The organism is Arthrobacter sp. ISL-72 (assembly GCF_018613755.1).
Taxonomy (GTDB): Bacteria; Actinomycetota; Actinomycetes; order Actinomycetales; family Micrococcaceae; genus Arthrobacter.
On record NZ_JAGGPP010000008.1, the window covers coordinates 335,306 to 358,725 of the forward strand.

14 protein-coding genes and 1 tRNA gene are annotated in these 23,420 nt (G+C 65.2%); 1 reads left to right on the forward strand and 14 read right to left on the reverse strand.

The features are described 5' to 3' along the window. Positions 1–129 precede the first annotated feature (129 nt). From J7I92_RS09575 to J7I92_RS09615, 9 genes are all read right to left on the reverse strand, one after another. On the reverse strand, positions 130–2,829 hold the full coding sequence (locus tag J7I92_RS09575) for a LuxR family transcriptional regulator (RefSeq protein ID WP_214839829.1): 2,700 nt from the start codon (positions 2,827–2,829) through the stop codon (positions 130–132). A gap of 2 nt (positions 2,830–2,831) precedes the next feature. Next, a complete protein-coding gene (locus J7I92_RS09580) occupies positions 2,832–5,564 on the reverse strand; it encodes a LuxR C-terminal-related transcriptional regulator (protein WP_214839831.1) in 2,733 nt (910 codons plus the stop codon). A 324-nt stretch (positions 5,565–5,888) separates the two neighbouring features. Then, positions 5,889–8,669 (reverse strand): helix-turn-helix transcriptional regulator, encoded by a 2,781-nt coding sequence (locus tag J7I92_RS09585; RefSeq protein WP_214839833.1) that lies wholly within the window; start codon positions 8,667–8,669, stop codon positions 5,889–5,891. Then, positions 8,647–11,262, reverse strand: a complete 2,616-nt coding sequence (locus J7I92_RS24365; protein ID WP_214839835.1) for a LuxR family transcriptional regulator — start codon at positions 11,260–11,262, stop codon at positions 8,647–8,649. Before J7I92_RS24365 ends, J7I92_RS09585 begins: the two co-directional genes overlap by 23 nt. Positions 11,263–11,611: 349 nt before the next feature. Then, complete coding sequence (gene pth, locus J7I92_RS09595) at positions 11,612–12,196, reverse strand: aminoacyl-tRNA hydrolase (protein WP_214839837.1); 585 nt, start codon at positions 12,194–12,196, stop codon at positions 11,612–11,614. Between the two features lie 151 nt (positions 12,197–12,347). Beyond that, positions 12,348–12,950, reverse strand: coding sequence for a 50S ribosomal protein L25/general stress protein Ctc (locus J7I92_RS09600; RefSeq protein WP_214839840.1), 603 nt, complete (start codon positions 12,948–12,950; stop codon positions 12,348–12,350). 313 nt (positions 12,951–13,263) lie between these two features. Then, positions 13,264–14,244 carry a ribose-phosphate diphosphokinase gene (locus J7I92_RS09605; protein WP_214839842.1) on the reverse strand — a complete coding sequence of 327 codons (981 nt, stop codon included), beginning with the start codon at positions 14,242–14,244 and terminating at the stop codon, positions 13,264–13,266. Then, positions 14,241–15,767 carry a bifunctional UDP-N-acetylglucosamine diphosphorylase/glucosamine-1-phosphate N-acetyltransferase GlmU gene (gene glmU, locus J7I92_RS09610; protein ID WP_214839849.1) on the reverse strand — a complete coding sequence of 509 codons (1,527 nt, stop codon included), beginning with the start codon at positions 15,765–15,767 and terminating at the stop codon, positions 14,241–14,243. The genes J7I92_RS09605 and glmU overlap by 4 nt, the downstream gene beginning before the upstream one ends. 110 nt (positions 15,768–15,877) lie before the next feature. Further along, positions 15,878–15,949, reverse strand: a tRNA-Gln gene (locus J7I92_RS09615). Positions 15,950–16,140: 191 nt separating this feature from the next. Between J7I92_RS09615 and J7I92_RS09620 the strand changes: the two genes are divergently transcribed. Then, on the forward strand, positions 16,141–16,740 hold the full coding sequence (locus tag J7I92_RS09620; protein WP_214840175.1) for a TetR/AcrR family transcriptional regulator: 600 nt from the start codon (positions 16,141–16,143) through the stop codon (positions 16,738–16,740). 259 nt (positions 16,741–16,999) lie between these two features. Here the strand turns inward: J7I92_RS09620 and J7I92_RS09625 are convergent, their stop codons facing one another. From J7I92_RS09625 to J7I92_RS09645, 5 genes are all read right to left on the reverse strand, one after another. Then, complete coding sequence (locus tag J7I92_RS09625; protein ID WP_214839851.1) at positions 17,000–18,826, reverse strand: ABC-F family ATP-binding cassette domain-containing protein; 1,827 nt, start codon at positions 18,824–18,826, stop codon at positions 17,000–17,002. A 28-nt stretch (positions 18,827–18,854) separates the two neighbouring features. Further along, positions 18,855–19,817: a 4-(cytidine 5'-diphospho)-2-C-methyl-D-erythritol kinase gene (locus J7I92_RS09630; RefSeq protein WP_214839853.1), complete on the reverse strand. Its 963-nt coding sequence runs from the start codon at positions 19,815–19,817 to the stop codon at positions 18,855–18,857. Positions 19,818–19,899: 82 nt separating this feature from the next. Next, entirely contained in the window at positions 19,900–20,787 is an 888-nt protein-coding gene (rsmA, locus tag J7I92_RS09635; protein ID WP_214839855.1) for a 16S rRNA (adenine(1518)-N(6)/adenine(1519)-N(6))-dimethyltransferase RsmA, read from the reverse strand. 121 nt (positions 20,788–20,908) lie between these two features. Continuing rightward, complete coding sequence (locus tag J7I92_RS09640) at positions 20,909–22,063, reverse strand: resuscitation-promoting factor (RefSeq protein ID WP_214839857.1); 1,155 nt, start codon at positions 22,061–22,063, stop codon at positions 20,909–20,911. 296 nt (positions 22,064–22,359) lie between these two features. Further along, complete coding sequence (locus J7I92_RS09645; protein ID WP_214839859.1) at positions 22,360–23,247, reverse strand: TatD family hydrolase; 888 nt, start codon at positions 23,245–23,247, stop codon at positions 22,360–22,362. Between the last annotated feature and the right edge of the window lie 173 nt (positions 23,248–23,420).

The following is a 23,420-nucleotide window of genomic DNA, read 5'->3' on the forward strand; positions in this document are numbered from 1 at the left end:
TTTTCCGGCGCGCGGAAGAATTCCAACGGGTAGCCGGGGGCTAATATCCGTTGTCAGCGGGCACGCGGCTGCCGCCCGGCGGCCAAGCTCAACTTTGCCGGCTAAGCGGCACCGCATTGGAGAATAGGATTAGGCAGTCCCGGACAAACCGACGTGGCGGGCACCGAACGCAACCGATGCCAGGTCCTCCCTATGACTGATCCCGAGTTTCGCGAACATCCGGTAGAGATGGCCTTCCACGGTCCGTAGCGACAGCCCGAGCTGGAGCGCGATCTCCCGGTTGCTTGCTCCGGCCTGCACAAGGGCGGCAATTTCCTGCTCCCGCCGCGTCAGCTTGTGCAGATCCGGCGGCACCTCGGCGGCCGAAGCCCCTGTCTTGTTGAGTGCTGCATTGCGCTGCTTGACGAGTTTCTGGGCCTCGAACTGGCGGGGTTTATCTCCCCGGGTCTCGAGGATCCGCAGCGCGTGGGCGGCACACTCCGCAGCCGCCAGGTCCAAACCTTCCCGTGCGGCGGCGTCGCTCATTTCCACGAGCCGGTTGACGTCCTTGGCTGCGAGGGCACGGCAGTAGGCGGCGACAAATTCCGCGGTGCGCCCTTCACATCCCTCCGCCGCCGCAGCAAGGCGCGGAACAACGGACAGGTCACCGAGCCGGAGTGCCAGGGAAAGGATCTCCACTTCATAACTGAGGAATCCGGAGGATGCGGCCGCATCAGCCAGGACCATGAGCTTGGCGACCGCTGCCTGTACACCAATGCGTTCGGCACGCGCCGCCACAGTGTAGGCCCGGCCCAGCACCGACGCATAGCGGTCGTCCGAAAGCAGCGCGTCGTAAGCGTCTGCATTCGCCTTGGCCGTGTCCGTCCGGTTGAGGATCGAGGCGGAATAGGCGGTGGCGGCGAGGGCATCCGGCAAGTCGCCGCCGGCGTCGGCGAGGCGCAGGACCTCGGCCGCCTGGCTCAGTTTCGGCAGCGCAGTCCCGATGGTGCCCCGCCGCAGGTCGGCGGTGCCTGCGGCGAGATGTAGCATCCCGCCGAAATAGATCAACGAGTTGGACGCCTGGGCGATATGGTTCTGGAGGTATCTGTCCAGGACGTCGAGCTCACCCGCATGAAGCAGCGCAAGCAGGTAGCGTCGCATCACAAACTCGGCATACTCAAGGCGCCGGTCCCCGCTGTCATCAAGGATGTCCTCGACGTCCATGATGATCTGCAGTGCCGAAACGGCACGTCCCGTCAGCGCCAGTGACTCGGCCAGCAAGGTTCCCGCCAGAAGCCGGGACTCGTCGTCGTCCGTGGAGTCCCAGATCGCCTGGAGTTCCGGCTCCGCCTCCAGATGGCGGCCTGCGGCCTGGTAGCCCTCCAAGGCGAGGAGCCTGCTGCCGAGGCGGGCTGTCTCCAGTTCTTTCGGATCAAACCCGAGCTGGGCTTCTTCGAGTCTGGAAACAGCTTCCGCCCACGCGTCCGCTGCCCTGAGCACAGCCTCCGGCCCGTTGCGCTTCCCGGCGGCAAGCTGGGCCGCCAGCATCGACGCCTGCCGGACCGTGCGCAGGTCCAGGGCTTGCTCAACCACACCTTCCAGGCAGAGGCTGGCGCCCATGGGATCCCGCCCGTACAGCTTGGCGCGGGCCAGTTCAACCTGTGCCGCCAGCTTCAGGGACGGCTCCCTGATGGTGCCCACCACTCGTTCCACGTAATCGGGAATGAAGAGGCGGTTCGCCAGCTGGGCCGCCTCAAGGATGTCCGCGTCGGGGACCGTTGCTCCGGACTCCAGCGCCCAGGTAACGTGCCTGAGCCTTCCGTCCAGGGTCTCCGGCCGCGAGTCCAGAAGGTCAACGATACGACGGCGGATGGTCACGCTGCGGGCTATCGGGACCAGTTGCCTGATCACTTCCCCGATCAGCGGTTGCGCCAGGCGGACGTGCCTAGCGGGATCCGCGGAAATGGCGATGAACTGGAGCTCCTTGAGTTCGTCCACGGCGTGGCTGTTGCTCGCGCGCTGCAGGACTCCCAAGGGAATGGCCTCAGCCAGCGCGACGGCTTCGAGGGCCTGGCGCTGTTGCGGGTTCAACTGCATGATCTGGTTCCTGACCAGGTCCATTAGCCGGACGGTTGCCGCTCCGGGCTCGCCCAACAGCACCCAGGTGTCATTCCGGCGCAGCAGGTGCCCGCGGGTTTTCGCATGGGAGATCAGTTCCAGCAGGAACATCGGATTTCCGCCGGAGGACCTGAACAGGACGGCGCTGGCACTGGGAACCAGCGGCGAGCAGAGCACCCGGGTGCAGAGTTCGTCGACTTCGTCCTTCGTCAGCGGCTGGAGCTCGAAACGGTCCACCAGGCCTTCGGACCACATCGACAAAATTTCAGGCGGCGGCGAGGGGTGGGGCCGGCACAGCAAAACCACCCTCGTGGCTTCCGCCGCGGCCAGCTGGGCGATGACCGCCGCGCTGCTGTCATCCAGATGCTGGGCGTCTTCCACCACCAGGACTGCTTGTGACGAGTCCCTTTGGCCCTCCGGGTTGAGTTCCGTGACCAATGCCTTAAGCACGGCGCGCGGCTGGTCCGTCTGCCCGGGCGTCAAAGAGGTCAGCAGTGGTGCAAGGGCGGCATAGGGAACCTCGGAGAGCGACGGTCCCGCATAGACGTAAAACGGCCGGATTCGGCTGCCAAGCTCAAAAACCACTTCGTTGGCGAGCGCAGTCTTGCCGATTCCGGCGTCCCCAAGGATCAGCGCACCCGGACCGTTTGCGTCCAAGAGGCAGTCAACAACCGAAGCAACCATGCCGAATCGCCCGACCAGCCGCTCTGCTGCAATGATGGTTTCAGTCATAGCTAGTCATCTCCTGTACTGCCGAGGGCGACCGGAAGCTCCAAGCGCTCTTCGATTTTCAGCTTGCCGTAGATCTGGTAGAGGTGGCCCTCCACGGTCCGCACCGAAACGTGCAGCTGGGCGGCGATGCTCTTGTTGCTCGCTCCGGCGGCGGCGAGCTGCGCAATCTGGAGTTCGCGCGCCGTCAGTGTGAGCCTCTCGTGGGTTCCGTCCTGGGGCGTCCGCAGCTTCCTGCGGCAGGTTTCGGCGAGGTGTTTGGCCTGCCGGATCACGCTTCTTTCGAACCGCGCCTGGTCGAGGTTCAGGACTGACTCCGCAATGTCCAGGGCGAACCGGTCATTATGCAGCCGGGCTGCAAGGTTTGCGGCCGCCATAAGTTTGTCTGCCTCCCCGGAAATGATCCCCAGGGCGTATTGTGCACACAATTCAGCGAAAGGTCCCTGGCTGGCTCGGGCACTGTCAAGCAGCCTCGGGGCAGCAGCGGATTCCCCCAACCTCACAGCCGAGCTAAGGCACAGAATCTCATGCCCCACGTTGCCCATGTTCCGGTCGTCGTCAGCCATGCGCAGCAACTGCCCGATTCCGGTCCGGGGACCGTCCAGCTCCGCCAGTGCCAGCGCGGTGAAATAGCCCTCCGCCCGTGACACCTTCCATGCGTTCCGCCGGGAAACTGATTCCGTCTCGGCAAGGTACCCAAGTGCCTGCTCGCGCTCACCCTGCAGGGCCGAGGCATAGGCCGCTGCGGCGCATGCGAGTCGGAGGACGCCGTCGCTGTCCTGGATCCGTAGCTGGCTGATGCCGGGAACCAGCAGGTCAAGTCCGTCACGTCCCCGCCCCTGCATGCAGGCGCAGATTGCTTCGGGAATTTCCGTGGCGCTGAACCGCCGATAGATGACGGAGGAGGGCAGCCAGTCCTCGTTGGGGAGCGTCTCTGTGGCGTCATCCCATCTTCCGGCCACCAGGTAGGCGAAGCGCAGCCGGGATATCACCGACTGCGCGATGGCCACGGGGATCTCCGGGCGCAGGCACTGCAGTTTCAGCTGCTCGGCCAGCTCGGCCGCATCGGCCTGGCGCCCGGTCACGGCCCACGCTTCACACAGCCAGCTGCCGGCCTGAAGCCGGAATTCAGCGCTATGGAACTCAACATTGTCCAGGGCTTCGGCAACGCTGGCAGCCATCCCGGTGTAAGTACCGGCGAAGCTGGCTGCTTCTGCTTCGGCCAGCGTCAGCTGTTCCCGGAGGCGCCGGAGCTCCGGTGCCGGCAGTTCCCCTGCCGGACCCGCCGTATCCTCGTACAGTACTTTCCGTGCCCGGGCCAGGGAATCCGGTGCTTCCTGCCAAGCGTCGGGGGTGGCGAGGAACACCGAGCTCTCCGCCAGCAGGCGGCCGATCCATTCGGCGAGTGCAGGATCTCCCTGCGAGAGTTGCCGGTGCCTGCGAACCACGCCAAGTGCCTCCTCCACCTCGCCGAGGGTCATGAGCGCCGCCACTTCCTCGGTGACTGCGGCTGCCAGCGCCTCATGCCCCGGGATGGAGCGGACAAACCGCAGGGCGAGTGCTGCCTCCAGTCGCCGGTTGGCGAGGCGGGCGGCTGAAAGGGATTCATGCGTCGACAGCACGGCACCGCAGTCAAGGGCCCACACGGCGAAAGGCAGCTCAGTGGCGGGCGTCCGAAGGGACGGGGCCGCAGCAGAGAGAACCATTTCGCGGAGCTCGTTGCTGCGGCCAGGGGGGACGTTCTCGCTAACCACATCGGCGACGAGCTGGCTTTGGATCCTGACCCGGCGGGGAAGGGAGTCTTCGACTGCCAGGACCCCGCGTTCCTCGAGGGCGTCGACGTCGTCGGCATCGACGAGCGTAAGCAAAGTATCCAGCGGCAGGGTCTCGGCGAGCGAGAGGATTTCCAGGATTCTCCGGTCAGCCTCGCCCATCCGCCCAAGCCGGGTCGCGATCAGGTCCGTGATTGCCCGTCCGTGGTCGTGGTGCCCCGGCGTCAGGACCCACACCCCGTCCTGATTGGTCAGCGACCCCGAGTCAGCGAGCTCCATCGCAAGCATCTTGAGGTAATGCGGGTTGCCGTCGCTGGCGGCCCAGAGCGATTGCACGGCGGAGTGTGAGACCTTGGCGCTGAGGCCCTCTTCCAGCCAGCTGACGGCTTCCCGGAAAGACAGGGGTTCGAGGTTCACGCGCGTGAGGAAACCGCCGTCGCAAAGTCCGGAAATCTCTGCCGAGAGCCGCAGCGGATCCGAACACGTCAGGACGAGGCGCACTGCCCGGTTGCGGGCAAGCTGCGCAATTGTCACGGCTGTCAGTTCGTCGGCTTCGCCGGCGTTGTCAACATAGAGGTAGACGGTCTTGCCGTTGGCCCGTTCCCGGAGGAGCCGCATGAGCCCGGACAGTACCAGCACGGGATGGTTCAAATACCCCGGCTCCAGGTCGCTCAAGAGGATGTTGAGCGCGCCGTAGGGTGATCGGGAAAGTGCTGCACTGCACCGCAGCGTGACTACCAGGGAATCGTCACGGAAATTTTTGAGGGCGTGTGTGGTCAGGAACGTCTTTCCGGTGCCGGATGCTCCGGTTACCAGGACTCCCCCGACTCCCCCGGTGGACTCGGCCAGGGCGCGGGTGATGTCGCTGAGAGCCTGTTTCCGCCCAATAAGAGGCCATGCGGCACCCCGTGCGATTCCGGCGGATCTGGTGGCGTGTGGACTGGCCACGTTATCGGCTGTCAACATGAGTGAGACCTCTGTTATTTACGAGCGATTCCTGGTACCCCAAATTAACCAGCTGCTGCTCGCGCGGGCACCAGTAGTGAGTACTCGATTTTGCCCGTTACTCATACCTGTACCTGACAGGCAGGTACCCCTGGTTGACCGGAGGCGGTACGCAGGCAGTCAGCGCCGCTGCTATCAATCGGGCCGAACCGCACCCGTATGCCCTTCGAAACAGCTTAGTCCCGGGAATTAGTTAACAAGTTGATGCGCGGCACGGTTCTCCTCTTCCGGCCGGGTACCAAGGGGCACCGACCGACGAAGGCAAGTACAGACGAAGGCAAGTACTTACTTCGCGGGTGCCGCTTTGGCCTGGTCTGCGGTTTCCTCTCCCAGGCCTGCAGCGGTTGCCAGCTCGTCGCGTCCTGCAATGCCGAGCTTCAGGTAGCACCTGTACAGGTGGCCCTCCACGGTACGGACAGAGATGTGCAGCTTGTCAGCGATCATGCGGTCGCTTAGTCCGGTTGCCGCCAGTCCGACGATGATCCGCTCACGCTTGGTCAGGATGGGGACGACACTGTCGGGCTGCGCTTCTCCGCCCGCATGGCCCAGCTCTACGTTGCACCGGGCAATGCCGGCACGGGCCAGGGCCGCGAGTTCCCGGTTACGGCTGCGGTCCAAGGAAGTGAGGGCGGCGGAATAGGCCTCGGAGGCCAGTTGGAAGACCGACGCGGCGTAGAGGGCGTCCCCTGCGCGCAGGTGCTGTTCAGCGCTACCGTCGGAAAGCGCCGCGGAGTACTCGGCCAGGGCCCCGGCCCAGGCTCCTTCCACGGAGCGGGCCAGCTCGACCAGCCGCTCCAGTCCCGTGGTGACGCCAAGGGACAGCGCCATCGCCAGGGCATTCAGCTCCAGGAACCGGGCGTCCTGTTGCTTGGCTTGCTCTGCATGCCGGTGCAGGGCAGCGATGCCGGATCCGTCCCCTGCCAGGTGCTCGTCCCCGGCCGCAAGGAAATCCCGGGCAAAGGCCGTCACCAGGTGCATGCCGCGCTCGCCCCACGCCTCGTAGTCCGACCTCAGCCTGTCAGCCTCCGGCTTGAGGCCCTGGGCGGCGGCCACGTAGTACGCCATGGCGGCGCAGAACCGGAACATTTGTTGGGGGTCGCTGTCGCGGAGGGCCTCGAGCCCGGTGGTCAGCAGCTCCAGGGCATCGGCGAGCTTTCCCTGCCGGACAGCTATGTAGCCCATCACTACGTAAGCGGCCCCGCTGAATGAAACCATGGCGGAACCGAACGTCGTTTCCGCATAGCCCGCGAGGAGCTGCTGCGCCTCGGCCCATTCACCGGCGGCAAGATCGCAGGCGACGAGGCGGACAACGATGAATTCAGGCAGGAAGAAAATATCGTTATCCCGAGGCTGGGCCTGGCTGAAGGCATCCATGGCGAGCTGGCGCCCCTGCAGGGGATACCCCAGTGCGCATAGCCGCTCGGCCTGCATTGCCATTGCCATAGATCTCGTGAGGGAGCCGTCGGGCTCCCCGGTTGCGGTGCCTGCCTCCAAAAGTTCGGCCAGCGCGGGACCCATCCGGTGGTAGTCGCCCGCGAGCGAGTACGCCATGAGTTCCACCAGGGAGGCTCTCCGTGCCGTTGCCGCGAGGATACCGGCCGAATCGACGGGGTTCCCCGCAGCCTCCTGATCACCCCATTCGCGAAGGCGGCGGGCGTCGTCGGCAATTTCCGCGGCGGGGTGACCGAGTGCGGCGCGGGTGGCGGACCTCAGGAGGCTGTTGACCATCATGTGCGCGAGCCCGTTGCCGGAGTCGACATCCACGTTCAAAAGGGCAGCTGCTTCCTCATAGTGCCCAAGGTTGTAATGGGACCGGGCCATCACGGCCCGGGCAGTCTGTTGCAGTTCAGGATCCTGAACGGCCCAGGCAATGCGGAGGGCAGTCTCGCTCGCGAACAGCTTGCATGCAAGGACAGCGGCGCGGATCAGCAGGCGGCCGGGCACATCCGCCCCGCAGTCCAAGGACCAGGAAACCATGCGCAGCAGCGACTCAGGTTTGTCCGCGGAGACCTCCATGCGGGACACCAGTTCCCGGTGCAGCTGAAGGCTCCGGGCCGCTGGAACAATCCGTCGCAGCACTTCCCCGTAGACCGGGCTGACCAGCCGAAGGGTTGGCTCGCTGTCCACGGACTGGACTACGAGCCGCTGGTCCAGGAGTTCCTTGACGGCCGGTTCACCGGCAATTTCTCCAACGATGCTTCTGTCCACCGGCTCCGCCAGCGCAATCAGGTTCAGCGCTTCACGGCCGTCCGTGGAGATGCGCATGAGCTGGACCTTGACCACGGCGGTGAGCTCCAGGGTGCGGACACGGGACGAGCCGGCGTTGAGCCAGACTCCGTTGCGCTGGATCAGGTCACCGGAACGCTGGGCTTCACGAACCAGCGTCTTGAGCAGCAGCGTGTTCCCGCCGGCTTCCTGCCAGAATTCTCGCGACGTGGTGTTGAGGACTTTGCCGCCGAGGAGCGCCTCGCAGAGCTGATGCCCCTGTTCCATGGTCAGGGGGGCAATGTCGAACCGTTCTGCCGTGCCATCGTGCCAGAGCCGGAGCAGCGGCTGGGGTATGCCGGGCCGCGGGATGCAGGTGGCGACGAGTTTGGCCCAGCCTGCCTGGACCAGTTCGGAAATCATTTCAGCCGTGGCGGTGTCGAGGTCGTGGGCATCATCGACCAGCAGCAGTGCGGGACCGGGATTTTTCCTGGCGCTTTCAAGGTGCGCCCACAACGCCCTCAGGACGGCCACTTTAGACGTGACATCCTCCACGGAGAGGTCGGCAAGGTAAGGGGACAGCGCCCCGTACGGAACCGGCGCCAGCGACGGGCTTCCATGCACCATCATGACGGAAGACCGGCCGTTCCCGCCGTCGTTCAACCGCGCCAGCAGCGAAGACGCGCCCAGGCCGGCGTCGCCCACCACAAAAACAGCCCAGCAGTCATCCGACGCGAGCGCGTCCTTCACTGCGGACAGCATGTCCCCCCGGTCGATCCAGGGCTCATCAGTATTCTGGCGCTGGGTTCTGGCGCGCGAGCGTGCCGGAGCCTTCCCGTCAGACTTGAGCGGATCCTTCAAGCTCACTCCTCGATGAAATCCCCATTTTCGTGAAGATTTGGTAGAGATGGCCTTCCACAGTACGTATGGAAAGCTGCAGCCGGTTGGCGACTTCTTTGTTGCTCAACCCTTGGCTTGCCATCCTTGCAACCTGCCGTTCCCTTTCAGTCAGTTCCGGCCCCACCGTGTGCGGCATAAGCGGCAGCACCGGAAGGGTCTCCACGAGCCGGTCCAGACGGTGCTGGGCGGCACGTGCCGATTGTGAGTCTCCCTTTTCCCTGGCGATGTCCAAGGCCAGCACCACGCACCTGGATTCCACCGCGTCCAGGTGGAGTTCATGGGCCAGGGCCGCCGCCTCGAGCAGGATCTTGGAGTTCTTCTTTCTGCTCCCCTCCCCGACCAGACGGTTAACGCTGGCCATTTTTCCTTGCCGGCGGGAGGAAACTTCAGTCAACAGGACCAGTTCTTCCTCCGTTCCATGCACCGTAGCACCGAAGAGGCTGATGGAGGCAGTGGTCGTCCGCCCCTTGGAAATATCCTCGTGGGCTGACTCCATGAGCTTCTGCTTCGCACCAGGATCCTTGAGCCACCGCTTGGCCATCCGGACGCAGAAGTCTGCCATCCAGGAAGTGAACCACGCAACGTGCTGCTCCTCCTGGGCAGCCAGGTCCAGGAAGTTGCGGGACTCCTGGACGTCACCGGCCTGGGCGTAGGCGAAGGCAAGCGCGGAGCAGGCCAGTGACGGGCCGTAGTAGCTCCGCCTAATTTCCAGCTGCGCCTGGGCTCCGAGCAGGGTGTCGATGGCGAGATCGGCCCGGCCGGCATAAGTGTAGGCCACGCCCAGGGCGAGTTCTGCCGCTCCGCCAAGATACTGCATGATTTCCGGCTTCTGGTCCAGGGCTTGGGTGAGGATCCGGACGCAGTCCTCCCATTGCCCGCTGCACAGCAGCGCGGCAAAAAGACCTTCAGCCTGCCAGCTCAGCATGCCGGGAGCTATGTTGGACTGTTCCATCCGATGCTGAATTTCAGCGGCCAGGGCGACTGCGTCTGCTTCCCTGCCAAGCACAGCCCAAGCCATCGTCAGCAGGCAGCCACAGTTCAGGACGTACAGCTGGTCGCCGTCTTCCTTGTAGGCCCGTTCCAAGTCTTCGGCAACGGCTTCGTACTCGCCCTGATGCACCATCTGTTCAAATTCGGCGAGCCGGATCAGCTCGTGCGCGCGGGCGAAGTCGGCTGAGGTTTCATTGCCGATGGATGCCCGCTCCCGGCGGGCCAGCTCGCGGCGAGCCGTCGCCAATATGCCGTCGATCCGGCTGTACCCGCCGTGCACCCAGAGCAGCGAACTGCAGAAGTTGAGGACGTAGTTGGCATAAGCAGCAGCCGGGAGTTCAGAAAGCTGCTCGGGGGTGACTTCCTCCAGCACCGCCACTGCCGACTCGTGTTCAGCCAGCGTCATGTAGGCAGCCGCCCGTTGCTGGGCCGCTTCGGCCCAGTGCGGATCTCCCACGTGGATCTGTGCCAGCGACTCCAGCGCGAACATCGGATCGAACAGCCGGTTTGCCGCGGCGGCTGCGGCAAGTGCAAACGCGGGTTCCACGGGCTCACCGCAGTCAAGTGTCCAGGCCACGTAGCCGAGGAGCTCCTCGACGTCCATTTCCGCCGGGGTTGCCCCTACCACCCTCGCCACCAGCTGGTGCAGTTCCTTGCGCCGCGGCAGGTCCATCCAGCCCCGGATGACCTCGCCGACGTACTCATCCTTCAGGCTCACCCAGCGGCGGCCGGTCTCACCCACCTGCAGGTAGCCGGCCTTTTCCAGGTCTGCAACAACGGCGGGATCCAGGACGTCGAGGAGAACGAACAGGGGAACCCTGCGGATCAGGGCAAGCCACTCGAGCCCCTCCCGGACCTTGGGTGACTCCCTGGCCAGCCGTGACCTGACCAGGTCAACCAGTGCGTCGGCTTCCGCGAGGTTGATTCCCCCTCTGAGCGCCCAGACCTTCCCGGCCAGGTGGAGGTTGCCGGATCGCAATTGCTCAATAACGATGGCCTGCAGCACCAGTGGATTTCCGCCGCTGGCTGCGTAGAGCGAACTTGCGGCGGTGGCACTAACGGGGCGCCCCAAAACTCCGGCCAGCAATTTGCTGACTTCCGGACGGGTAAAGACTTCGAGCCGGATTTCCTCGAGTGAATTGTTGCGCAGGAGCCGGATCAGGTCTTCGGGCATGTCCGTGACATTGCGGACGGTGACCATCAGCTTTGCGGCGCCGCTCAGGGTGAGGTGCATCAGGACTGCCGTGCTCATGCTGTCGATCGCCGGGAGGTCCTCAAGCACCACCAGGACGGGCCGTCCTGTGGCATCCTCCCGGATCAGCCGGGAAATGCCGTGGACGATTTCGCCGGGTGATTCGAGTGCATGGCTGGGCAGGCGGGCCACCAGGAAGGCCAGCTGGCCGAAGGGCGTGGCCGGACCCGTGGTTGTCCCGTGAAGGTGGATAACGTGCATTTTTCCCATCAGCTGGGCTTCCACCGCCCGCGCAAACGTGGACTTGCCGACTCCTTGCGCGCCGACCACAACAACGCCGTGAAGGTCATCGTCCCCCAGGATCGAAACCACGGACGCCTGAATATCCTGCCTGATCAAAGACGACCATTTACGACGCTCTGAGGCGCCCATGCCCCGGCGTTCAGTCTCCAGCAGCCCCCCATGTTCAGAGCCGTGTGATGCAAGCACGATCGATCACGCTACCTTCGTGGCTCCAGCTGATGCGACTTGGCTGAGCCCTCGGGTTTTAAGTTTTCCGATGCCGCCAAACCAGGCAACAAGACCTTGAATGTGAAAATTACCATAGCAGATATGACTAAACAATTAGGCGACTTAGTCACTGCTGGTTAACCAATTCCAGTAGTTACGGCGAGTCCCCCAACCGCACATTACCGCCATTAGGCGCTGCGCGGCGGCAAGGTTACTTAACGGCAGTGTGAAATTTCTGTTGCGCCACCGGCAGCCCGTCCTTGACCACGGTCTCCACCGCATCGGCAGCCTCATCAAGGAGGAAGGGCAGTTCCTTTTTTTCGGCCGTCGCGAAGTCCTTCAGGACGAAGTCCGCGGTGTCCATCCTGCCCGGCGGGCGCCCGACGCCGACGCGCACGCGGAGGTACTCCTTGGTGGCCAGGGCCTTGGAAATGTCCCGGAGTCCGTTGTGCCCGCCTTCGCCGCCGCCGATTTTGAGTTTGACCGTGTTAAAAGGAATGTCGATCTCGTCATGGACCGCGACAAGATGCCGCGGATCGATGTCGTAGAACTTCGTCAGTGCCGAGACGGGACCCCCGGAGACGTTCATGTAGCTCATCGGTTTGGCCAGCACAACGCGGGGACCGCCGATGCCAAGCCTGCCCTCCAGGACGTGTGCCCGGGCCTTGTGCACCTTGAAGCTGCCGCCCACCCGGCGGGCCAGTTCGTCAAGCACCATCTGGCCGACGTTGTGCCGGTTGTTGCTGTATTCGGTGCCGGGGTTGCCGAGGCCTACAATCAGCCAGGTGTCAGTCATGCGTCAATCCTAAAGTGGTCAGGGGGTTGGCCGTTAAGCAGGGCGGCAGCGGGACGGGCGCCAGTTAGGCTCAGGCCCATGCGAACGGCTTAACAAGCCAGTGGCCGGGTCCCGAAAGGGACCCGGCCACTGGGACGATCGGTTGCCGGAATTACTCGGCTGCAGCTGCTTCGGTTGCGGCTGCTTCCGAAGCGGCTTCAGCTTCGGTCGGCTCTTCCTCAACGGCCTCGGAGATGTTGACAACCAGTGCCTCTGCATCGGTGAGCAGGACCGCGCCCTTCGGCAGGACCAGGTCGGACGCGTGGACGTGCTCGCCCGCGCCGCGGCCTTCGATGTCAACCTCGACGGCGGTAGGCAGGTGGGTTGCCTCGGCCTCGAGGGAGACTACGGTGAGCTCCAGGTTGTAGACGTTGCCGGGGGCAACTTCGCCGACAACGTGAACGGGGATGTCCACGGTGACCTTTTCGCCCTGGCGGACGGTCAGGAGGTCGATGTGCTCGATGATCTGCTTGATCGGGTCGCGCTGGATATCCTTCACCAGTGCCAGGTGGCCCTCACCGTTGATGTCCAGGGACAGCAGTGCGTTGGCGGTACGCACGGCAAGGGTGGTGGCCTTTGCCGGCAGGGTGATGTGGATGGGCTCAGCACCGTGGCCGTAGATGACGGCGGGAATGAGGTTGGCCATACGGGCGCGGCGGGCGTAGCCCTTGCCGAATTCGGTACGGACTTCTGCTGCGAGCTTCTGCTCAGACATGTACAACTCCTTGAGATCTAAACGGTGTTCAGCAAGGGCGGAGGTCTGGTTGCGACCTTCAACGCCGGGCGGCCGTGGCCGGCCCTTCAAGAAGGAAATTTCAGACCCAGTCGATAACGGAGACCTTCACCGGCTTAGCGCGTACATACGGCTATACGGCTTCCGGTGCTCTCCCTCGCCAAGGTATCGATGAAAAGCCTACCAGCGTTGGGCCCCATTACTGAAAACGGTCCCCACCAGCTCCCTAGGCTCGCAAGCTCGCCCAGGGAACCCTGCTGGCGTGGGCCCAGCGCCAGCAGCCCGGCCAGGGAGGCTAGGCGTTGCCGTCGAACAGGCTGGTGACGGATCCGTCGTCGAACACTTCACGGATGGCGCGGGCAATCAGCGGCGCGATGGACAGCACGGTCAGCTGCGGGAAACGCTTGTTGGCCGTGATCGGCAGGGTGTCTGTGACCACCACTTCGCGGGCGCCGGACTCGGACAGCCGGCGGGCAGCCGGGTCGGAGAAGACGGCGTGTGTCGCCGCGATGATGACGTCCTTGGCGCCGGCGTTCTTGAGCACCTGGACGGCCCCGGAAATGGTTCCGCCGGTGTCGATCATGTCGTCGATCAGGACGCAGGTGCGGCCTTCGATCTGACCAACTACTGTCTTGGAGACAGCCTGGTTCGGTACCGTGAGGTCGCGGCTCTTGTGGACGAACGCCAGCGGGGCGCCGCCGAGGCGCTCGGCCCACTGCTCGGCCACGCGGACGCGGCCGGTATCCGGCGAGACCACGGTGATGTTGTCCGCTGCGACACGCGTGCGGATGTAGTCAGCCAGCAGCGGGATGGCCATCAGGTGGTCCACCGGGCCGTCGAAGAATCCCTGGATCTGCGAGGTGTGCAGGTCAACGCTCATGATGCGGTCGGCGCCGGCGGTCTTGTAGAGGTCGGCCACCAGGCGGGCGGAAATCGGTTCGCGGCCGCGGCCCTTTTTGTCCTGGCGGGAGTAGGGATAGAACGGCGAAACCACGGTGATGCGTTTGGCCGAGGCCCGCTTCAGCGAATCGATCATGATCAGCTGTTCCATGAGGTGGTTGTTCAGCGGGGCCGGGTGGGCCTGGATAACGAAGGCATCGGTGCCGCGGACGCTTTCTCCGGCGCGTACGTAGATTTCCCCGTTGGCAAAGTCGTAGGCATCCACCGGCAGCAGCTCAGTGCCCAGCTCCTTGGCGATCTCCCGCGCAAGCTCGGGATGTGCCCGCCCGGCAGCGAGAACCAGTTTCTTCTCGCCGCGTGCCGTAATTTCGGTCATGATTGCTTGCCCTCTTCTGTAGGTGCCGGGGTGCTTGAGGAATCCTGGGGCGGCTGGGCCGCGGATGGTTCGCTGACCGGCGCCGTTGCCCCCGCGGCTTCGGCCAGTACTGCTGAGACGGAGCCGGGCCGGTGCGAGACGACCCAGCCTTCGGAGTTGCGCTGCTTGGCCACCGAGATTGCCAGCGCGCCGGCCGGCACGTCCTGGCGGATGACCGCGCCGGCACCGCTGTAGGCGCCGTCGCCGACGTTCACCGGAGCAACGAAAACGGTGTTGGAACCGGTGCGGACGCCTGAGCCGATCACCGTGCGGTGCTTGTGCTCGCCGTCGTAGTTGGCGGTGATGTTGCCGCAGCCGATGTTGGTGTCCTCGCCGATCTCCGCGTCCCCGGCGTAGCCGAGGTGCGACAGCTTGGAACCGCGGCCGATCGTGACGTTCTTCGTCTCGTAGAAGGCGCCGATCTTGCCGGTCTCCCCCAGCACGGTGCCGGGGCGGAGGTAGGTAAACGGCCCCACGCTTGCGTGCGCGCCGATCGTGGAACCGGAACCGTGCGTCCTGGTCACTTTGGCGCCCTCGCCGATGACGACGTCGGTCAGCGTGGTGTCAGGGCCGACGACGGCGTCCCTCGCCACTGTCGTGGCGCCGTGCAGTTGGGTGTTGGGCAGGACGCGGACATCTTCTGCCAGCTTCACGGTGGAGTCGATCCACGTGGTGGCCGGATCCACCACGGTGACGCCGGCGCGCATCCACGCTTCGACGGTGCGGCGGTTGTGCTCCGCGCCCAGGGCCGAGAGTTGCACCCGGTCGTTGGCGCCCTCCACCTGCCAGCGGTCGGTGGTGACCACGGCGGCCACCCGTCCGCCGGCAGAGCGGGCCAGCCCCAGGACGTCGGTCAGGTACATCTCGCCCTGCGCGTTATCGGTGGTGACGTGCACCAGGGCGTCCCGGAGGACGGCTGCGTCGAACGCGTAGATTCCTGAGTTGATCTCCCGGATTTCACGCTCGGCGTCGGTGGCGTCCTTGTGCTCGCGGATCCCCGTGATGGTGCCGTCTTCGGCGCGGAGGATGCGGCCATAGCCGGCGGCGTTGTCGAGGACCGCGGTCAGGACGGTGACGGCGTTGCGTTCGTGTTCATGGATCAGCACCAGCTCGGCGAGCAGCTCAGCGGAAAGCAACGGCACGTCGCCGTAGGTGACCACAACCGTCCCGCTGAGCGGACCCCCGGCGTCGAGCGCTTCCAGGGCCACCTGCACGGCGCGGCCAGTACCGGGGATTTCGTCCTGGTCCACGATCAGCGCCGCGGGGTCGAGCCCCGAGACGTGCGCCGCCACCAGGTCGCGTTCGTGCCGGACAACAAGGGCCAACTGTTTGGGGTCGATGGTCCGGGCGGCGCGCAGGGCGTGGCCCACCAGCGACAGTCCACCAATTTCGTGAAGGATCTTGGGGGTGCGCGACTTCATCCGCGTACCTGCACCTGCAGCTAGGACGATGACGGCGGCCGGGCCGGTTGTCTCGGGACTCACGTACAGGCTCTCCTTGCTTGGTGGATCTCAGCTGGGTGAATCTCAGTTGCGCGCACTGTCACACCTTTGCCCGACCGTTCCGGGTGTGCAAGACCCGGCTACAGCGGCAGTTCCGCCCATAGGATTCGAACCTATACTCCACGGCTCCAAAGGCCGGGGTGCTGCCATTACACCAGAGCGGACCGTGCCCGGGCCGTAGCCCCGGCGGCACGAGAACCAATTCTGCCACGAAGGTCGGCGCTCTTGCGACTCGGGGCCCTGCTTGCCATTAAGGCATGATGGGACGGTGAGCAAGATCAACGGTGCACCCGACGGTGCCGGAAACCATCCAGGCAGGCCCGTCCGGGCGGCCGGATACGTGCCCCGCCACCGCATGACCGGGGCGCAGCGACGCTCACAGCTGGTTGAAATCGGACGCGGGCTCTTCGCCATCCGGGGCCTGGACGGCACCACCATCGAGGAGATTGCCGCCGCGGCCGGAGTCTCCAAGCCCGTGATCTACGAACACTTCGGGTCCAAGGAGGGGCTCTACACCCAGGTGGTGGAGTACGAGTTCCGGATCCTGCTGGCAGCCATCAACGAGGCCCTCATGGATGGAGCCAAACCACGCGTCCAGGTGGAACGGGCAGCCCTGGCGCTGTTGACGTACATCGAGGACCGCACCGACGGCTTCAGGATCCTGATGCGCGACGCCCCGCCCTCGCAGCCCGAAGGCGCCTTCTCCACCCTGCTCTCCCACATCACGGCACGCGTGGAGCACATTCTGTCCGACGAGTTCGCCCGCCGCGGCTTCAGCGCGGCCGACGGAGCGATGTACGCGCAGATGCTGGTGGGCATGGTGGCGATGACCGGCCAGTGGTGGCAGGACAGCCGCACCCCGGACAAGCGTGCAGTGGCCGCCCACCTGGTAAACCTCGCCTGGAACGGCCTCACCGGTCTGCAAAAAGAACCCGAACTCCGCACGGACGGCTGATCCTCTCCCCTGCCCCGCCTCACCGGCGCTGTGGCCCGTGCCCACCTCCGCGGTGCAATGGCCCTCGGGGATGCCTACTGTTCCACGCGATAAAGTGACTCTCCTCGCCGGAGGCGGTCCTTCGGAAAGGAGCGCATCGCGACGCGTCAGGGCATGGAGGTCGCCCCGCGACCGGAATGACCTCTACGCGGTGTGTCTAAGCGACGGCGAAGGGCCGGCTCCGGCACCCAACCCAGCACCCCGGCACGCTCTGTGGAAGTTACTCGCCGAGGACTTCGAGGGCCTCGAGCCATTCGAGTTCGAGGGCTTCGCGTTCTCCTGCGAGGTCCTTGAGCTTCTTGTTCTGCCCGGCGAGGGCGTCGAAGTCCGAGTCTGCGGTGCTTTTCACCATCTGGTCGTGCAGCTTCTTCTCCTGCTGTTCGAGCTTGCCCAGCTGGCGCTCGATCCGGTTCTTGGCCTTCCGGGCGTCCCGCTTTTCCGCTTCCGAGGGTCCCGCAACGGCCGGTGCGGAGCTGCCGCTGGCGCCGGTGACGGGATTGCCGCCGCCGGTGATGGTGGAACCGGCCAGGGTGCCTTCGCGCAGTTCGAGGTACTGGTCCACGCCGCGGGGCAGGGCGCGGATCTTGCCGTCGCCCAGCAGCGCCATCTGGTGGTCCGTGACGCGCTCCAGCAGGTAGCGGTCGTGGCTGACCACAACGAGGGTGCCCGGCCAGCCGTCCAGGACGTCTTCGACGGCGGCCAGGGTGTCCGTGTCGAGGTCGTTGGTGGGTTCATCGAGCATGAGCACGTTCGGCTCGCCCACGAGGAGGCGCAGGAGCTGGAGCCGGCGGCGTTCGCCACCTGAGAGGTCCTTGACCGGGGTCCACTGCTTCTCGTTGGTGAAGCCAAGCTGTTCCACGAGCTGGCCGGCGCTGAATTCCTTGCCGCCAACGTTGAAGGACCGCTTTTCGCGCTCGATCACTTCGATGACGCGCAGGTCCGACACGTCGTCGAGCTCCTTGACCTCCTGGGTCAGCACGGCGGTGACAACCGTTTTGCCGCGCTTGAGTTTGCCGGAGGTGGGCTGGATTTCGCCGTTGAGGAGCTTCAGCAGGGTGGTCTTGCCGGCGCCGTTGACGCCGACCAGCCCCAGCCGCTCCCCCGGTGCGAGGCGGAGGGTGATGTTGTCGAAAAGCTTCTGCCCGGCGTCGCCGCCCAGGAAGTCCAGCGAAACGTGCTCAAGGTCGAGCACATCCTTGCCGAGGCGCGCCGTGGCCATCTTGCTCAGTGCCATCGAGTCGCGCGGCTCCGGGACGTCGGCGATCAGGGCATTGGCTGCCTCGATGCGGAACTTGGGCTTTGCAGTGCGGGCGGGGGCGCCGCGGCGCAGCCAGGCGAGTTCCTTCTTGACGAGCTGCTGGCGCTTGCCTTCCATCACCGACGCCGAGCGGTCACGTTCGGCACGGGCCAGGACGTAGGCCGCGTAGCCGCCTTCGAACGGGTCCATGATCCCGTCGTGGATTTCCCAGGTCTTGTTGCAGACTTCATCGAGGAACCAGCGGTCGTGGGTGACCACCAGGAACGCGCCCTGGTTGGCCCGCCAGCGGGTCTTCAGGTGGCGGGACAGCCAGGCCACACCCTCGACGTCGAGGTGGTTGGTGGGCTCATCGAGCATGATCACGTCATGGTCTTCGATCAGAAGCTTCGCCAGGGCCACGCGCCGTTTCTGGCCGCCGGAGAGTGCGTGCACGTTGGCGTGCCAGTCGACGTCGGACACCAGTCCGCTCATGACCTCGCGGATCTGCGGGTTGCGGGCCCACTCGTAGTCCGCCTGGTCACCGACGATGGCGGCGCCGACCGTCAGGTCGCCGTCGAGCACGTCGCTCTGGTCCAGGTACCCGATGTTGACTTCGCTGCGCTTGGTCACGCGCCCCGAATCGGGGGTGGAGCGCATCGCCAGCAGGCGCATGAGCGTGGACTTGCCGTCGCCGTTGCGGCCCACCATGCCGATCCGGTCACCCTCTTCAAGGCCGAGGGTAACGCCGTCGAGGACGGTGCGGGTTGCATACGAGACCGTGAGGTTCTCGCCGCCGAGCAGGTGGGCCACTGGGAACTGCTTTCTTCGGTGAAATGACTTAAAGGAGCGTATCGGAGATGATGCGCGCCCCGTGCACCGGGCCGTGGACGGCCAGTGCGTTCAGGCCATGATGGGCCAGGTCTTCCGCCAGCCCGGCCGCTGCTGCGGGACTGTGCGTAAGTAGGGCAACCGTGGGGCCCGAGCCTGAAACCAGACCCGCGATGGCTCCGCACGATTCACCAAGTCCAAGGGTATCCCGGAGCCCCGGCGCCAGCTCAATGGAGGCGCGCTGGAGGTCGTTCACCAGGACGCGGCTCAAGGCGTCCGCGTCCCCGCTGCGCAAGGCCTGCAGGATCTTCGGATCCACTGCGGAAGGCTCCTGCACGGCCACTCCTTCGCCGAGGCGGAGCCGGTCCAGCTTCCGGAAGACCTCCGGTGTGGAGAGCCCGTAGTCGGCCGTAACCAGGACCCAGTCCATTTGCGCCTTGGCCAGGGCAGGGGACAGATCATCGCCCACTCCAAGCCCGACGGCGGTTCCGCCCAGAAGGGAAAAGGGGACGTCGGCACCGAGCTCAGCGGCCAGGTGGGCCAGTTCGTCGCGGGACAGCCCGCTGTTCCACAGGGCGTCGCAGGCGACCAGCGTTGCCGCGGCGTCGGCAGAGCCGCCGCCCATGCCGCCGGCCACGGGAACGCGCTTGGTGATCTCAAGATGAACGCCTGTGGAGTGCTCTGAGACGTCGGCCATGATGGCGGCGGCCCTGTAGGCGAGGTTACGTTCATCCAGCGGAATATCCACGTCATCCAGGTCCAGCGTGCTGGCAGGGCTGATGCTGACGGTAATGCCGCCATCGGCAGTGCTGGTGGCGGCCACTTCCTCGTAGAGGGACACGGCCAGGTAGACACTGGCCACGGAATGGTAGCCGTCCTCACGCAGCGGGCCCACATCCAGCGAGACGTTGATTTTGCCGGGAGCCTTGACCCGGACAGTCCTCGCGGCAAAGCGCCCTCTCACTGCGTTCATGAGTCCAAGCTATGGCATGGCAGTGTCCGGCTCCAAGCATGCAGCCAGGCGGGGACCCGCAGTGCGGCAGCCGCGTCCGCTTTCAATCCTGCGCTGACTCTCGGGCTTCAGCAATCCGTGCAAACGCTGCGATATCGATCACTTCGCCACGTGCGGTGGGATCCACGCCGGCCGCCAGGAGGCAGCGTTCGGCTTCCGCCGCGCTTCCGGCCCATCCCGCCAGGGCGGCGCGCAGGGTCTTGCGGCGCTGGGCGAAGGCGGCATCGACGACGGCGAAGACCTGTTCGCGCGCGGCCGAAGTCACCGGCGGCTCATGGCGGGTGAAGGCCACCAGTCCCGAGTGGATCTTGGGCGCCGGCCAGAAAACATTCATGCCGATCACGCCGGCCTTGCGCATGCTGCTGTACCAGGCGGCCTTCACCGACGGCACGCCGTAGGTCTTGGAGCCGGGGCCGGCAGCAAGCCGGTCCGCCACCTCGTCCTGGACCATCACCAGTCCGTGCCGCAGGCTGGGAAAGTGCTGCAGGAGGTGCAGCACCACCGGGACCGCCACGTTGTAGGGGAGGTTCGCCACGAGCGCCGTGGGCTCCACCGGAAGCTCGGTCACTTTCATGGCGTCCGCCAGCACCAGATGGAAGTCTTTGGCTGCGTCCGGCCGCCACTGCTGCACCGTGCCGGGCAGCTTGGCGGCAAGGACGGGGTCGATCTCGACGGCGACAACCGACTTCGCGGCGTCCAGCAGTCCCAGGGTGAGCGATCCGAGCCCGGGGCCGACCTCCAGGACAGTCTCGTCAGAGTGGATGTCAGCTGCGGCCACGATCCGGCGGATGGTGTTTCCGTCGATGACGAAGTTCTGGCCCAGGGTCTTCGTGGGGCGGACTCCGATTTCCTCGGCGAGCCGGCGGACATCGGAAGCGCCCAGGAGCGGTGCGGGCGCAGTGCCGGAGACGGCGGGGGTCGGTTCAGTCACCTAGGTATCCTATCCCGTAGGCCTGCGCCGGCTTTGCCGCGCTGCCGGCGACACGAAGGGCGGGGACGGCGAAGGCCGGATCCATTATCCGGATCCGGCCTTCGGCGTTGTGAAGTGGCTGTTAGCTGGATGCTGCCCAGCCGCAGCCCCAGGGCGACAGGCCGCGCTGCGCGTAGACGCGGTTGGCGATGTCGATCTGCTGGGCCTTGGTGGCCAGGCTGGCGTTGGGTGCGTAAGCACCGCCGCCGGCGCCGATCCAGGTCTGGATGTCGAACTGCAGTCCGCCGTAGTAGCCGTTTCCGGAGTTGATGGACCAGTTGCCGGTGGATTCGCACTGCGCGATCTTGTCCCACATGGCTTCGTTCATCATGGCCGGAGCTGCTGCCCCGGTATTGGCGCCCGCCGCTTCGGCTGCAGGCTTTTCCTTGGTGCCGACCATGACCTTTTCGGTCACGGGCTGGACGGAAACGGTCTCGGAAACAAGGGTCCGGGAGGCTTCGCGGCCGTCAACCAGCACCAGCTTGAAGTTCTTGTCCACCTTGCCGGGAACACCGGCCTGGGTGACCTTCTTCTCGCCCACGAACAGGTCGCCGCTGTCGGAAGTCAGCGTCTCGAAGGGAACTTCCTCCGTGGTGGCTGCCGTTTTGGAGGAGTCGACCCGGGAGACCTTGATGGCCATGTCATTGACCACGTGGGCGTTGCGGGGCTGGGAGAGGCGGTCACCGGCGCCGAGGGTCACTCCCGCGTCCTTGAGGACATCGGAAACGGTCGCCGCGGTGGTGGTTGTCCTGGAAGCCTTGCCGTCAGCCAGGATGCTGACGGTTTTCGGCGTGGAGATGGCTACGTAGGAGCCTGAGACGGCCAGCTGCGCGTCTTTCGGCACGGAGAGCTCCGAGGCACTGGCAACGCCGAGCTCGGTGACCAGTCCTTCAACGTTGGCCGAGGTGGTGCTGATTGTCTTCTCAGCCCCGTCGAGGCTGATCTTCACGGCCTTGGCGAGGTTTACGTTGATGACCGAGCCATCCTCCACGCGGGCGTCTGCCGACGGGGATACCCGGTCTGCGTCCTGCAGCTCCACCTTGGCGCTCTTGACCACGTCGCCCACGGTCCCGCCGAAGGTCTGGACGGTGCTTACGTTGCCGTCCACGTTCAGGGTGACTGTCTTGTTGTTGCCTACGAAGGCCACGAGGCCCAGCACAAGTGCCGAGAGCACAACCAGCTGGGCGCCGACCTTGACGAAACTGAATTTACCGTCCGAAGTGAAGAACTTGACCACGAATTGCCCGTAACTCTAGGACCATCCGGGCACGGGGAAAAACACACACCACCCACCAGCGCAAACACCCTCAGGGCAACTCCGGACATGGTCCGGATGTTCGCAGCAGACGTGTGCGCCGCCAAACTCAGCACTGCATGGGCCCGCCGCGAGGACGGGCCCATAGCTGAGTGAAATTATCCGAAGGCCTTCCCCGACCCCGGCTAATAGTTATCCACTGTAACCGAAGCGTTATAAAGCAACCAAGATTCTTTGCATACCTGGTATTGCTGGGGGTTGCCTGAAGGCCGCTGTCCCTAGGCCCAGGATCCGTATGCCCGCACGGAATTTTCGGCAATTTGGGCGCAAAGGGCGGACAGTTCGCGGCTTGTCAATTCAGCCATGGTCCGGACGGTGTGCGGCATGAGGTAACTGGCGTTGGGGCGGCCGCGATGGGGGTGCGGCGTCAGGAACGGGGCATCCGTTTCCACCAAAATCCGGGCCGGGTCGGCGATCGCGACGGCGGCCCGCAGGTTGGCCGCATTCTTGAACGTCACGGTACCTGCGAAGGACATGTACCAGCCTTCGTTGTTGCAGGTCCGGGCAAGCTCTTCGTCGCCGGAGAAGCAGTGGAACACCACCCGTTCCGGGGCGCCTTCTTCCCGCAGGACCTGGACGACGTCGTCATGGGCGTCGCGGTCGTGGATCTGCAACGTCAGGCCGAGACGCTTGGCAATGTCGATGTGGCGGCGGAACGAGTACCGCTGGTGCTTCAGCCCTTCCCCCTCCGTGCGGAAGAAGTCGAGGCCCGTTTCACCAATGGCGCGGATCCTCGGATGCGAGGCCAGGGCTTCGATTTCGGCGAGCGCGTCCTCCAGCTCGCCGCGCTTTGCATAGTCCGGTGCGTCGTTGGGGTGGATTGCAACGGCCCCCAGCAGCCGCCGGTCCAGTTGCACGGCCTGCACGGTGAACCTGGAGGACTCAAGGTCGCAGCCGACCTGCACGGCTCCCTGCACGCCCACCGACGCGGCTATGTCCAGGGCGGTGGACACATCCACCGTTACGTCGTCGTTGGCGAAGTCCAGGTGCGTGTGGTTGTCCATGACCGGGACGGGCAGCGGCTCCGGCGCCGGCGGATAGCCGTGCCGGCCGGAGCCGTCGCTTCCGGGCGCGCGAAACGGGGCTGGCGTCAACGGGGTGTTCATCCTCCTACCCTAGCCTCATGACTTGGCCTAAGGTCCAGTTCCCGATGCCGCCGGGCGCGGCTGCGGATGCCGTCGGGAATTCCTGGAACTCTCTGTCAGGTCCGGCAGTTGTGTTAGTAGTCTGGTAGGCATACGGGCGAACGCCCGACGGCGGGCACCGGCGGTCCCATGCC

Coding starts and splice junctions, on each gene's coding strand:
- J7I92_RS09575 (WP_214839829.1), bottom strand. CDS start 2,829: ATGACTGAAACCATCATTGCAGCAGAGCGGCTGGTCGGGCGATTCGGC.
- J7I92_RS09600 (WP_214839840.1), bottom strand. CDS start 12,950: ATGTCTGAGCAGAAGCTCGCAGCAGAAGTCCGTACCGAATTCGGCAAG.
- pth (WP_214839837.1), bottom strand. CDS start 12,196: ATGACTGACACCTGGCTGATTGTAGGCCTCGGCAACCCCGGCACCGAA.
- J7I92_RS09630 (WP_214839853.1), bottom strand. CDS start 19,817: ATGAACGCAGTGAGAGGGCGCTTTGCCGCGAGGACTGTCCGGGTCAAG.
- J7I92_RS09580 (WP_214839831.1), bottom strand. CDS start 5,564: ATGTTGACAGCCGATAACGTGGCCAGTCCACACGCCACCAGATCCGCC.
- J7I92_RS09605 (WP_214839842.1), bottom strand. CDS start 14,244: ATGACCGAAATTACGGCACGCGGCGAGAAGAAACTGGTTCTCGCTGCC.
- J7I92_RS09620 (WP_214840175.1), top strand. CDS start 16,141: ATGACCGGGGCGCAGCGACGCTCACAGCTGGTTGAAATCGGACGCGGG.
- J7I92_RS09645 (WP_214839859.1), bottom strand. CDS start 23,247: ATGAACACCCCGTTGACGCCAGCCCCGTTTCGCGCGCCCGGAAGCGAC.